The sequence below is a fragment of the Oryzomicrobium sp. genome (assembly GCF_036820405.1).
In the GTDB taxonomy this organism is placed as follows: Bacteria; Pseudomonadota; Gammaproteobacteria; order Burkholderiales; family Rhodocyclaceae; genus Oryzomicrobium.
This window is the reverse complement of record NZ_DAISLS010000001.1, coordinates 154,001-165,475: the sequence shown is the minus strand read 5'-3', so window position 1 is coordinate 165,475 and position 11,475 is coordinate 154,001. Positions and strand designations below refer to the sequence as shown.

Below are 11,475 nucleotides of genomic sequence, written 5' to 3'. Positions count from 1 at the left end.
CCCTTGCTGTACGGTTGCACCACCGCATGACTTTGCCCCCCGAGATTCTTGCCCGGGCCCGTTCCCTCGCCCGGGAAATCGAGCGCCACAACCACGCTTACTACGTCCTCGACGCCCCGACCATTCCGGACGCCGACTACGACGCTTTGTTCCGCGAATTGCAGGCCCTGGAGGCCGCGCATCCGGAATTGCGCACCCCCGATTCCCCAACCCAGCGGGTGGGGGGGGCGCCTCTCGATCAGTTTGCACCGGTGCGCCACGCCGTGCCCATGCTGTCGATCCAGACCGAGACCGATATCGAGGAGAGCGGGGCCTACAATTTCGACGCCCGGGTGCGCAAGGAACTCGGCCTGGACGAGACCGACCCGCCGGTGGAATACGCCGCCGAACTCAAGTTCGACGGCCTGGCGGTGACCTTGCGCTATGAGCATGGCCTGTTCGTCCAGGGCGCCACCCGGGGCGACGGCACGGTGGGCGAGGACGTCACCCAGAACCTGCGCACCGTGCACCAGATTCCCCTGCGCCTGGCCGGCGACGCCCCGCCCGTGCTGGAGGTGCGCGGCGAGGTGTACATGCGCCGCGACGACCTGGCCCGCTACAACGAAGCCGCCGCCGCCCGGGGCGACAAGACCCTGGTCAATCCGCGCAACGGCGCCGCCGGCAGCATTCGCCAGCTGGACCCGGCCATCGCCGCCAGCCGGCCCTTGAGTTTCTTCGCCTACGGCATCGGTGTGGTGGAAGGCTGGACGTTGCCGCCTACCCACAGCGGCGTGCTCGACGCCCTGGCGGCCTTCGGCGTGCCGGTCTGCACCCATCGCGCCGTGGTGCGGGGCGCGGCCGAACTGGCCGGTTTCCACCGCCAAATGGGCGAGTTGCGCGATACGCTGCCCTTCGACATCGACGGAGTGGTCTACAAGGTCAACCGCCTGGCCCTGCAAGCCGAACTGGGCTTTCGCTCCCGGGAGCCGCGCTGGGCCGTGGCCCACAAGTATCCGGCCCAGGAAGCCAGCACCGTGGTGGAAGCCATCGACTTCCAGGTGGGGCGCACCGGCGCCATCACCCCGGTGGCGCGCCTCAAGCCGGTGTTCGTCGGCGGGGTGACGGTGACCAACGCCACCCTGCACAACGAGGACGAGGTGCGGCGCAAGGACGTGTGGATCGGCGACACGGTGATCGTGCGCCGCGCCGGCGACGTCATCCCCGAAGTGGTGAGCGTGATCCAGGAGCGCCGCCCGGCGGATGCCAAACCCTTCGCCATGCTGCGTCATTGCCCGGTGTGCGGCTCTCACGTGGTGCGGGAAGAGGGCGAGGCCATTGCCCGCTGCTCCGGCGGTTTCGCCTGCCGGGCCCAGCGCACCCAGGCCATCCTGCACTTCGCCGGCCGGCGCATGATGGACATCGAAGGGCTCGGCGACCGCTACGTGGAAAACCTAGTGGACCTGGACTACGTCCATGGCGTGGCCGACCTGTTCCGCCTCACCCTGGACGACCTGCTGGAAATGAAGCGCCGTGCCGACGAGCGCGACGGCACCACCCCCGAGACGGTGAAGAAGGGCGTGGTTGCCACCCGCTGGGCGGAAAAGCTGCTGGAAGGCATCAAGACCAGCCGTTCGCCCACCCTGGCACGCTTCCTGTTCGCCCTGGGCATCCGCCACGTCGGCGAATCCACCGCCAAGACCCTGGCCGACTGGCTCGGCACCTTCGCTCGGGTCCGACGCGCGCCGGCACCGCTCCTGGCCGTGCTGCCGGACATCGGCGCCACGGTGGCGGCCGCCATCGCCGATTTCTTTTCCGAACCCCGGAACGGCGCCGCCATCGACGCTCTGTTCGCCGCCCAGGTGGCGCCGGCCGACGAGCACGCCCCCCATCCGGACCTGGCGGAAAAGCTGGCCTGGCCCGCGCTCTACGCCGCCCTGGGCGTGCCCAGGCTGACTCCGGTGCGCGCCCAGCAACTGGCCGAGGCGGTGCCGGACGGCGCCACCCTGGCGCGCCTCGACCATTTGGATTTGATTGCCTTGCCCCTGCCCGCCGAGGTGGGCGACGCCCTGCGCGACTGGCTCGACCGGGAAGACAACCGGAAGCTGCTGCTGGCCTTGGCCGAACTGCGCGGCGAGTTGCTCGCCGCCTTGCCTGAGGCCCCCGCCGCCGGCAGCGGCAACCCCCAGGTGGCGGGCAAGACCTTCGTGCTCACCGGCACTCTGCCTACCCTGACCCGGGACGAGGCTAAAGCCATGATCGAGGCCCAGGGCGGCAAGGTGGCCGGTTCCGTGTCGAAGAAAACCCATTACGTGGTGGCCGGCGCCGAAGCCGGCTCCAAACTGGCCAAGGCCGAGGAGCTGGGCGTGCCCGTCCTCGACGAGGCCGGCCTGTTGTCGTTGTTGGAATCGTTGTCGGAGTCGCATGGTTCGACGCCGCCGAATCAGGGAGAAACGCAGTGAAGAAAGTTCGCAAGGCCGTATTTCCGGTAGCCGGTCTGGGCACCCGGTTCCTGCCTGCCACCAAGGCCAGCCCCAAGGAAATGCTGACGGTGGTGGACAAGCCCTTGATCCAGTACGCCGTGGAAGAGGCGGTGGCCGCCGGCATCACCGAGATGATCTTCGTCACTGGCCGCAGCAAGCGGGCCATCGAGGACCACTTCGACAAGGCCTTCGAGCTGGAAACCGAGCTGGAGCGCAAGAACAAGACCGAACTCCTGGAAGTGGTGCGCAACATCCTGCCTAAGGGGGTGAACTGCATCTACACCCGCCAGTCTGAAGCCCTGGGCCTCGGCCATGCCGTGCTCTGCGCCAAGTCGGTGGTGGGGGACGAGCCCTTCGCCGTGATCCTGGCCGACGACCTGCTCGACCACGGCAAGCCGGTGATGCAGCAGATGTCCGAGTCCTTCGACTACTACAACTGCTCGGTCATCGGCGTGCAGGACGTGCCCCGGGCCGAGACCAAGAGCTACGGCATCGTGGACGCCCAGCCCGTGGCCGACCGGGTCGAGCGCATCTCCGCCATCGTCGAGAAGCCCAAGCCCGAAGAGGCGCCGTCCACCCTGGCCGTGGTGGGGCGCTACATCCTGACTCCACGCATCTTCCACCACCTGGAGCGGGTCAAGCCCGGCTCCGGCGGCGAAATCCAGCTCACCGACGGCATCGCCGCCCTGCTTCAGGAAGAGCAGGTGCTGGCCTACCGCTACGACGGTGTGCGCTACGACTGCGGTTCCAAGCTCGGCTACCTGCAGGCTACGGTGGCCCTGGGGCGTCGCCATGCCGAGGTGGGCGATGCCTTCGAAGCCTACCTGGACAGCCTGAAAGGATGAGCATGTCCATCATCGACTACCGGGAAGCCCAGGCCACCCTGGCCGACGCCGATGTGATCCACGACGAGGCCCAAGTGAGCGAGGCGGTGGCCCGGGTGGCCGCCACCATCAGCGCCGACCTGGGGGAGAAGTGTCCCCTGGTGCTGTGCGTGATGACCGGCGGCCTGGTGTTCGCCGGCCAGCTCCTGACCCAGCTGCGCTTTCCCCTTCAGTTCGACTACCTGCACGTCACCCGTTACGGCCAGGACACCGCCGGCGGCGCCCTGTCGTGGAAGGCCGCCCCCTGGACCAGCGTCAAGGACCGGATCGTGCTGGTGGTGGACGACATCCTGGACCAGGGCGTGACCCTGGCGGTGATCCGCGACCGGCTGCTGCAACTGGGGGCCGCCGAGGTGCGCACCGCGGTGTTCGCCGACAAGGACAATGGCCTGGACAAGCCGATCCGCGCCGACTACGTGGCGGTCTCGGTGCCCAACCGCTTCGTCTTCGGCTATGGCATGGACGTGCGCGGCGCCTGGCGCAACCTGCCGGCGGTCTATGCGGTGAAGGGACTGTGAGCGCCGTGGCAGAAGCTTTTCCTTCCCGCTGGACGAACGAAGCCGCCTGGTACGCCCGTCATGGCGACTACGCCTGGCTCGCCGAAACCCTGGCAGCCGCCCTCGGCGCCGCAGATCAGCGCCGCGTGGTGGAAGTAGGCTGCGGCGTGGGTGAAAGCACCGTGGTCCTGGCCCGGGCCGGCTTTTCCGTGTGTGTGGTCGAACCGATTGCCGCCTGCCGCGACGAGGCCGCCCAACGCCTGGTCGCTGCCGGTGCCGAGATCGCCGGCCGGGTGACCTTCATCGACGCCGACGTGACGGCCCTGCCGGATGCGGCGCGCCGCCAGCTGGAAGCCTTCGATCCCCGCGCCGTGGCCTGCTGGCTGGCCGGCGCCCCCGACGAGGTCACGGCCCTGCCCGGCGGCCGGCCGGGGGAGGGGGTGGCGCGCCACCGGGAAACCATGCAGCGCGGCTGCGCCGAACTGGCCGCCGCCCTGCCCGGCGTGACCGTGCTTCAGGTGGCGGACCGTACGGTCATGCCCTGGGCGGCCAAGGACATCGGCCGCGACCTGACCCTCAAGGTGCAGCAGCAACTGGTCCTGAAAGACTTGCCGTTCCAGTTGTCCAAGGCTGACACCCTGTTTCGCAAGCTCACCCCGACGCCCCACGAGGCGGCCACCCTGGGCAAGCTGTCCGGCCCTATGCGCGGAGCCATTCCGCTGCTGGGCATGGCCCTAGCGCGCCGGGCCTGACGCAATTTAGTAGCGGAGAATTCAATGCTCGCCATCATTGGCGGTTCCGGGCTGTCCCAGCTCGCCAACCTACTCATCACCCACCGCGAGGTGGTCCGTACGCCCTACGGCGAACCCTCCTGCCCCCTGACCTTCGGCGAAGTCTGCGGCACCCCGGTGGTCTTCCTGGCCCGCCACGGCCATGGCCACACCTTGGCGCCCCACGAGGTCAATTACCGGGCCAACATCTGGGCCCTCAAGCACAAGGGCGCCCTGGCGGTGATCGCCGTGGCCTCGGTGGGCTCGATCCGGGCCGACCTGGCCCCGGGCGACCTGGTGGTGCCCCACCAGGTCATCGACTACACCTGGGGCCGCCGTTCCACCTTCTTCGAAGGGGAGGGCAATCCGGTGCGCCACATCGACTTCACCGATCCCTACGACGAGGAGTTGCGCCAGCGCATCATCGGCGCCGCCGACCTGACCAAAATCCCCATCAAGGCCGGGGCGGTCTATGCCTGCACCCAGGGACCCCGTCTGGAAACCGCCGCCGAGATCAACCGCATCGAGCGTGACGGCGGTGACGTGGTGGGCATGACCGGCATGCCCGAGGCCCTGCTGGCCCGGGAACTGGAGCTCCCCTACGCGGCCATCAACGTGGTGGCCAACTACGCCGCCGGCCGGGCTGATTCGGCCCATGGCATCAGCTTCGACGCCATCCTTGGCGAATTGGGCGCCCCCATGGGGCGGGTCCGATCGCTGCTGGAAACCGTGGCCGGCTGCGGCGTGTTCCTGTGAACCGTTAGGAGGATGCCGTGATCCGGGAAATCCTGCGCATGGGCGACCCGCGCCTTTATCTGCGGGCGGAAGAGGTCCGGGCATTCGGTACGCAGGCCCTGGACGCCCTGGTGGCCGACATGCTCGACACCATGCAGGCGGCTCAGGGCGTTGGTCTGGCCGCGCCCCAGATCGGCGTGCCGCTGCGGGTGGTGATCTTCGGCTTCGAGCGCAACCCCCGCTACCCCCAGGCCGAGGCCGTACCATTCACCGTGCTGGTGAACCCGGTCCTGACGCCGCTCGGCGACGAGATGGAGGAGGGCTTCGAGGGCTGCCTGTCGGTGCCCGGGCTTCGTGGCAGCGTGCCCCGCCACCGGCGCCTGCGCTACACCGGCGTCACCCCACAGGGCGACGTCGTGGATCGCACAGTGGAAGGTTTCCATGCGCGGGTGGTGCAGCACGAGTGCGATCACCTGGACGGCATCCTATTCCCGATGCGGGTACGGGATTTCACCCGCTTCGGCTTCACCGACGTGCTTTTCCCCAATGGCCTGCCTGCCGGGACCGACGACTGAGCAAAGGCAAGGCCCCATGAATAAAGGCCGGTTCCATAGCAATGGAGCCGGCCTTTGGCTTTAGAGGGGCCGGTTCAGGCGAAGAGCGAAACCCCGGCGTTGCGCAACATGCTGCACAGGGCGATCAGGGGCAGGCCGATCAGGGCGTTGGGGTCGCTGCCCTCCATCTTTTCCAGCAGGGCGATGCCCAGCCCTTCGGACTTGGCGCTGCCGGCGCAGTTGTAGGGCTGTTCGCGGCGCAGGTAGTTGTGGATTTCGTCGTCCGTCAGGTGGCGGAAAGTGACCAGGGTGGGAATGCCCTCGATCTGGCGGTGGCCGCTGGCGCCATGGACCAGGGCCAGGCCGGTGAAGAAGTTGACGGTGCGGCCGCGCATGGTCTGCAACTGGCGCACGGCCTTCTCGTGGCCACCGGGTTTGCCGAAGATGGCACCGTCGAGCACCGCCACTTGGTCGCTGCCGATCACCAGGGCATCCGGGTGGCGTTCCGCCACTGCCCGGGCCTTGGCTTCGGAAAGACGCAGTGCCAAGGCTTCAGGCGCCTCGCCGGGCAGGGGGGTTTCGTCGACTTCGGGAGAGATGGTTTCGAAGGGAATCTGCAACCGGCTGAGCAATTCGCGCCGGTAAGGTGAGGTGGAGGCAAGAATCAGGCGCTGCGGGGCAGGGGAAGCGGGGGCTGAATGGCTCACGGTAAGGCGCGGAAAGAAATGACGGGGACGGACGAAAGACGGTGAGGCGCGGTGGGGCTGGGGAATAACGGGATGAAGGGGCGTCCAGCTCAAACTTCAACTTTGGCACGGCTTGGGGGCCGCTGCCGCAGGTGTTTGGCGGTGTTTCCGGGCGACTGGCAACTCCTGAAAAGTCCGGCGCTTCCGTCTTTTTTGACATGGAGAGCCGAAAATCATATCATCCGCGCCTTATGTCGCAACAGATCGTGATCGACAGCAAGGTTTTCGCCCGCGAGGGGCGGGTGCTGGAAGGGTCCCTGGACCTGGCCGCCCTGCCGCGCTTGGCGGATTTACTGCTGGCCCGCGAGGGGCAGCTGGTCTATCGACTTGAAGGCCGCGTCAGCACCGACAATAAGCCGCAGCTGTGGCTGGTTGTTTCCGGGCTCTTGCCCCTGGGGTGCCAGCGTTGCCTGGAACGGGTCGATCATGAGCTTGAGGTGGATAGCCTCCTCGAACTCATCGACGACGAGGCCGATCTGACTCAGGATGACCTGGAGGACGACTCCCGGGATTTCATTGTTGCCGACAAGTCGTTGGACGTTGCAGCCCTGATCGAGGACGAGGTGATTCTCGCCCTGCCGGCAGTGCCGCAGCACTTGGATTGCGCCCTGCCGGAAGGCGGGCAGGGAAACGCAAAGGTTTCGCCCTTCAGCGCGCTCGCTGCCCTGAAGAAAACGCCGTGACCTGTTGGTCGCGGTCGGGGTTTAAAGCGAAGCCCGATTTTTATTTAGGAGTTTGAAATGGCCGTTCAACAGAACAAGAAGTCCCCCTCCAAGCGTGGCATGGTCCGCGCTCACGATTTCCTGACCGCTCCCGCCCTGGCGGTTGAGCCCACCACCGGTGAAACCCACCTGCGTCACCACATCTCCCCGTCCGGTTTCTACCGCGGCAAGAAGGTCGTCAAGGGCAAGGGCGAGTAATTCTGCCGGAAGGGGCAGGCGACTCCCTCTCATGAAGAGGGCGCCTGCCTTTTCTTTTGCCGTCGTGCCGGCTCCCGGCGCGGCTCCCTCCTTCCTTGCTTCCCTCCCCAATGGCTATCACCCTCGCCATCGATTGCATGGGTGGTGACCACGGTCCCGGTGTCACAGTGCCGGCGGCCCTGGCTTTCGCCCGTCGTTTTCCCGAATCCCGCATCATCCTCATCGGCCTCGAAGACCGCATCCGTCCCCTTTTGAAGGGCGCGGACGTGGATTCCGAGCGCGTCTCCGTGCACCATGCCTCCCAGGTGGTGGCCATGGACGAATCCCCGGCCCTGGCGCTGAAGAACAAAAAGGATTCGTCGATGCGCGTTGCCGCCAACCTGGTCAAGTCAGGTGAGGCCGATGCCTGCGTCTCGGCCGGCAACACCGGCGCCCTGATGGCGATTTCCCGCTTCGTCCTGAAGATGCTGCCGGGCATCGACCGCCCGGCGATCTGTACCGTGTTGCCCACCACCAAGGGGCACGTCCACGTCCTCGATCTGGGCGCCAACGTGGATTGCGAGGCGGAGCACCTGCTCCAGTTCGGCATCATGGGGGCCATGCTGGTGGCCGCCGTGGAGCACAAGGAGAGTCCCACCGTTGGCCTGCTCAACATCGGTGAAGAAGAGATCAAGGGCAACGAGGTGGTCAAGCAGGCCGCCGAACTGCTCCGCGACTCGGGCCTCAACTTCATCGGCAACGTCGAGGGCGACGGGGTTTACCAGGGCGAGGCCGAAGTGGTCGTCTGCGACGGCTTCGTCGGTAATGTGGCCCTGAAGGTTTCCGAGGGCCTGGCCCAGATGGTGGCCTCCTTCCTCAAGCAGGAGTTCAGCCGCTCGCCCCTCACCAAGCTGGCCGCCCTGGTGGCGCTGCCGGTGCTCAAGCGCTTCAAGGACCGGGTCGACCATCGTCGCTACAATGGTGCCAGCCTGCTCGGCCTGAAGGGCGTGGTGGTGAAGAGCCACGGCTCCGCCGACGCCTTCGCCTTTGAAAACGCCATCGTGCGCGCCTACGAGGCCGCCCGCGAAGGCGTGCTCGACCGGATCGCCCGCCAGATGGCGGTCTACCAGGCCCACCGGGAAGCCCAGCGTGCCGCTGCGGCTCCCCTTGATTCGAACAACGCTCCCGCACAGGAGACAGCGTGACCATTTACGCCCGCATTGCCGGCGTGGGCAGCTACCTGCCCCCGGATCGCGTCACCAACGATGACCTCGTCGCCCGGGGTATCGACACCAACGATGAGTGGATCGCCACTCGTACCGGCATCCGCGCCCGCTACCTGGCCGCTCCCGGCGTCACCTCCAGCCAGCTTGGCCTGGAGGCGGCCCGCCGCGCCCTGGAGCACGCCGGCGCCACGGCCGGCGAAATCGACCTGATCATCGTCGCCACCTCCACGCCGGATTTCATTTTCCCCAGCACCGCCTGTCTGATCCAGGCCGAACTGGGCAGCAAGAAGGCCACGGCCTTCGACGTCCAGGCCGTGTGCAGCGGTTTCGTCTATGCCATGACCGTGGCCGAGAAGTTCATCCGTTCCGGCAGCCATAAAAAGGCCCTGGTGATCGGCACCGAAACCTTCTCGCGCATCCTCGACTGGAAGGACCGGGGCACCTGCGTGCTGTTCGGCGACGGTGCCGGCGCCGTTATCCTGGAAGCCTCGGAGGCCCCGGGCATTCTGGCCACCGCCTTGCATGCCGACGGCAGCTACAACCAGATTCTCAACGTTCCCGGCCAGGTGGCCGGCGGCCAGGTGATCGGCGACCCATTCCTGCGCATGGACGGCCAGGCGGTGTTCAAATTCGCCGTGCGCGTCCTGGCCGAAGTGGCCCGGGAATGCTGCGATGCAGCCCAGATCGCCCCCGAGGCGGTGGACTGGCTGGTGCCGCACCAGGCCAACATCCGCATCATCGAGGCCACTGCCAAGAAGATGGGGCTTTCCATGGACCGGGTGGTGACCACCGTGGCCAGCCATGGCAACACCTCCGCTGCCTCGGTGCCCCTGGCCCTGGACGCGGCGGTCAAGGACGGGCGAATCCAGCGCGGCCAGACCGTCATGCTCGAAGGCGTGGGCGGCGGCTTCACCTGGGGCGCCGTGTTGCTGCGCTACTGATTTTGCGCAATTCCACAAGAAATAGAGAGATAACCATGGCTTTTGCTTTTGTCTTCCCCGGGCAGGGCTCCCAGTCGGTGGGCATGATGGCCGCCTACGGCGACGCCCCGGTGATCCGCGCCACCTTCGACGAGGCGTCCGCAGCCCTGGGCCAGGACCTGTGGCAGATGGTCGCCGAAGGCCCGGCCGAACTGCTGGCCCAAACCGTGAACACCCAGCCGCTCATGCTCACCGCCGGCATCGCCGCCTGGCGCCTCTGGCAGGAGAAGGGCGGCAAGCAGCCCGCCGTGGTGGCCGGCCACAGCCTGGGCGAGTACTCCGCCCTGGTGGCCGCCGGCGTCCTGCAATTCAAGGACGCCGTCCCCCTGGTGCGCCTGCGCGCCGCCGCCATGCAGGACGCCGTGCCCTTGGGCACCGGCGCCATGGCTGCGATTCTGGGGCTGGACGACGACGGTATCCGCGCCGCCTGTGCCGAAGCGGCCCAGGGCGAGGTGGTGGAGCCGGTGAACTTCAATGCCGCTGGCCAGACCGTGATCGCCGGCCACAAGGCCGCCGTGGAGCGGGCTATGGAAGCCTGCAAGGCCCGGGGCGCCAAGCGCGCCGTGGCTCTGCCGGTGTCCGCGCCGTTCCACTCCTCCCTGATCCGTCCCGCCGCCGACAAGCTGGCTGCTCGCCTGGCCGAACTGGACCTGCAGGCGCCGAAGATTCCGGTGGTCAACAACGTGGACGTGGCTGTCGAGAGCAATCCGGCCCGTATCCGCGACGCCCTGGTGCGCCAGGCCTACAACCCGGTGCGCTGGGTGGAGACCGTGCAGAAGATGGCGGCGATGGGCGTGACCGTCGTTGCCGAATGCGGGCCGGGCAAGGTCCTGGCCGGCCTGACCAAACGTTGCGCCGATGGCGTGAATGGCGTGGCCCTGGCCGATCTGGCCGGGATCGAGGCCAACCTCAACCTGGAGTGATACAGATGCTGCAAGGACAGATTGCCCTGGTCACCGGCGCCTCGCGGGGCATCGGCAAGGCCATCGCCCTGGCCCTGGGCCGTGCCGGCGCCACCGTGATCGGTACCGCCACCACGGCGGACGGCGCCGCCAAGATCGGCGACTATCTCAAGGAAGCTGGCATCGCCGGCCGGGGCGCCGCCCTGGAAGTGCGCGACCAGGCCCAGGTGGACGCCCTGATCGGCGAGATCGAAAAGGAATTCGCCCCGGTGTCGATCCTGGTCAACAATGCCGGCATCACCCGCGACAACCTCGCCATGCGCATGAAGGACGAGGAGTGGGATGCGGTCATCGACACCAACCTGAAGGCCGTGTTCCGCATGACCAAGGCGGTGATGCGGGGGATGATGAAGGCCCGCTTCGGCCGCGTCGTCAACATCACCTCGGTGGTTGGCCATGCCGGCAACCCCGGCCAGGCCAACTACTGTGCCGCCAAGGCCGGCGTGTCGGGCATGACCCGATCCCTGGCCCGGGAACTGGGCAGCCGCAACATCACGGTGAACTGCGTCGCCCCCGGCTTCATCGACACCGACATGACCAAGGTCCTCGAAGAGAAGCAGAAAGAGGCCCTGGTTGCCAGCATTCCCCTGGGCCGCCTCGGCGCCCCGGAGGACATCGCCTCGGCCGTGCTGTTCCTGGCCTCGCCGGGCGCCGCCTACGTGACGGGAAATACCATCCACGTCAATGGCGGGATGTTCATGGAGTGACCCGAAGCGGCGCGCCTCGCGAAAGCCTGCGTGGTTGTTTTGTGGCGGCAGCCGCT

The 11,475-nt window shown here is 67.4% G+C and carries 13 protein-coding genes; 12 read left to right on the top strand and 1 reads right to left on the bottom strand.

Going from position 1 to position 11,475, the window contains the following annotated elements:
* Window positions 1–26 precede the first annotated feature (26 nt).
* Genes ligA through def form a run of 6 tightly spaced genes read left to right on the top strand, consistent with a single transcriptional unit; the run spans window position 27 to window position 5,920 of the window.
* Window positions 27–2,438: an NAD-dependent DNA ligase LigA gene (gene ligA, locus V7Z98_RS00785; protein ID WP_334156605.1), complete on the top strand. Its 2,412-nt coding sequence runs from the start codon at window positions 27–29 to the stop codon at window positions 2,436–2,438.
* Window positions 2,435–3,304: a UTP--glucose-1-phosphate uridylyltransferase GalU gene (gene galU / locus V7Z98_RS00780; RefSeq protein ID WP_293265325.1), complete on the top strand. Its 870-nt coding sequence runs from the start codon at window positions 2,435–2,437 to the stop codon at window positions 3,302–3,304. Before ligA ends, galU begins: the two co-directional genes overlap by 4 nt.
* Entirely contained in the window at window positions 3,301–3,861 is a 561-nt protein-coding gene (locus tag V7Z98_RS00775; RefSeq protein ID WP_293265327.1) for a hypoxanthine-guanine phosphoribosyltransferase, read from the top strand. The genes galU and V7Z98_RS00775 overlap by 4 nt, the downstream gene beginning before the upstream one ends.
* A 5-nt stretch (window positions 3,862–3,866) precedes the next feature.
* Window positions 3,867–4,592: a class I SAM-dependent methyltransferase gene (locus V7Z98_RS00770; RefSeq protein ID WP_334156604.1), complete on the top strand. Its 726-nt coding sequence runs from the start codon at window positions 3,867–3,869 to the stop codon at window positions 4,590–4,592.
* Window positions 4,593–4,616: 24 nt separating this feature from the next.
* Window positions 4,617–5,366, top strand: a complete 750-nt coding sequence (locus V7Z98_RS00765; protein ID WP_293265331.1) for an S-methyl-5'-thioinosine phosphorylase — start codon at window positions 4,617–4,619, stop codon at window positions 5,364–5,366.
* Window positions 5,367–5,383: 17 nt separating this feature from the next.
* Window positions 5,384–5,920 (top strand): peptide deformylase, encoded by a 537-nt coding sequence (def, locus tag V7Z98_RS00760; RefSeq protein ID WP_334156603.1) that lies wholly within the window; start codon window positions 5,384–5,386, stop codon window positions 5,918–5,920.
* Window positions 5,921–5,994: 74 nt separating this feature from the next.
* Here the strand turns inward: def and V7Z98_RS00755 are convergent, their stop codons facing one another.
* Entirely contained in the window at window positions 5,995–6,606 is a 612-nt protein-coding gene (locus V7Z98_RS00755; protein WP_334156602.1) for a Maf family nucleotide pyrophosphatase, read from the bottom strand.
* Window positions 6,607–6,851: 245 nt separating this feature from the next.
* Between V7Z98_RS00755 and V7Z98_RS00750 the strand changes: the two genes are divergently transcribed.
* The 6 genes from V7Z98_RS00750 to fabG all read left to right on the top strand — a co-directional run bounded on the left by V7Z98_RS00750 (window position 6,852) and on the right by fabG (window position 11,419).
* Window positions 6,852–7,328, top strand: a complete 477-nt coding sequence (locus tag V7Z98_RS00750) for a YceD family protein (RefSeq protein ID WP_293265337.1) — start codon at window positions 6,852–6,854, stop codon at window positions 7,326–7,328.
* Between the two features lie 57 nt (window positions 7,329–7,385).
* Window positions 7,386–7,565: a 50S ribosomal protein L32 gene (gene rpmF, locus V7Z98_RS00745; RefSeq protein ID WP_054620852.1), complete on the top strand. Its 180-nt coding sequence runs from the start codon at window positions 7,386–7,388 to the stop codon at window positions 7,563–7,565.
* 110 nt (window positions 7,566–7,675) lie between these two features.
* On the top strand, window positions 7,676–8,749 hold the full coding sequence (plsX, locus tag V7Z98_RS00740) for a phosphate acyltransferase PlsX (RefSeq protein WP_334156601.1): 1,074 nt from the start codon (window positions 7,676–7,678) through the stop codon (window positions 8,747–8,749).
* A 2-nt stretch (window positions 8,750–8,751) separates the two neighbouring features.
* A complete protein-coding gene (locus V7Z98_RS00735) occupies window positions 8,752–9,711 on the top strand; it encodes a beta-ketoacyl-ACP synthase III (protein ID WP_334156729.1) in 960 nt (319 codons plus the stop codon).
* Between the two features lie 35 nt (window positions 9,712–9,746).
* The gene (fabD, locus tag V7Z98_RS00730; RefSeq protein WP_334156600.1) at window positions 9,747–10,673 is read left to right on the top strand and encodes an ACP S-malonyltransferase; all 927 of its coding nucleotides are present in this window, start codon (window positions 9,747–9,749) and stop codon (window positions 10,671–10,673) included.
* A 5-nt stretch (window positions 10,674–10,678) separates the two neighbouring features.
* Window positions 10,679–11,419 (top strand): 3-oxoacyl-ACP reductase FabG, encoded by a 741-nt coding sequence (gene fabG / locus V7Z98_RS00725; protein ID WP_293265345.1) that lies wholly within the window; start codon window positions 10,679–10,681, stop codon window positions 11,417–11,419.
* Window positions 11,420–11,475: the final 56 nt, after the last annotated feature.

Bases quoted from the DNA above. Each gene is read 5' to 3' on its own strand.
- ligA (WP_334156605.1), top strand. From the start codon at position 27: ATGACTTTGCCCCCCGAGATTCTTGCCCGGGCCCGTTCCCTCGCCCGG.
- V7Z98_RS00775 (WP_293265327.1), top strand. From the start codon at position 3,301: ATGAGCATGTCCATCATCGACTACCGGGAAGCCCAGGCCACCCTGGCC.
- V7Z98_RS00765 (WP_293265331.1), top strand. From the start codon at position 4,617: ATGCTCGCCATCATTGGCGGTTCCGGGCTGTCCCAGCTCGCCAACCTA.
- rpmF (WP_054620852.1), top strand. From the start codon at position 7,386: ATGGCCGTTCAACAGAACAAGAAGTCCCCCTCCAAGCGTGGCATGGTC.
- plsX (WP_334156601.1), top strand. From the start codon at position 7,676: ATGGCTATCACCCTCGCCATCGATTGCATGGGTGGTGACCACGGTCCC.
- fabD (WP_334156600.1), top strand. From the start codon at position 9,747: ATGGCTTTTGCTTTTGTCTTCCCCGGGCAGGGCTCCCAGTCGGTGGGC.
- fabG (WP_293265345.1), top strand. From the start codon at position 10,679: ATGCTGCAAGGACAGATTGCCCTGGTCACCGGCGCCTCGCGGGGCATC.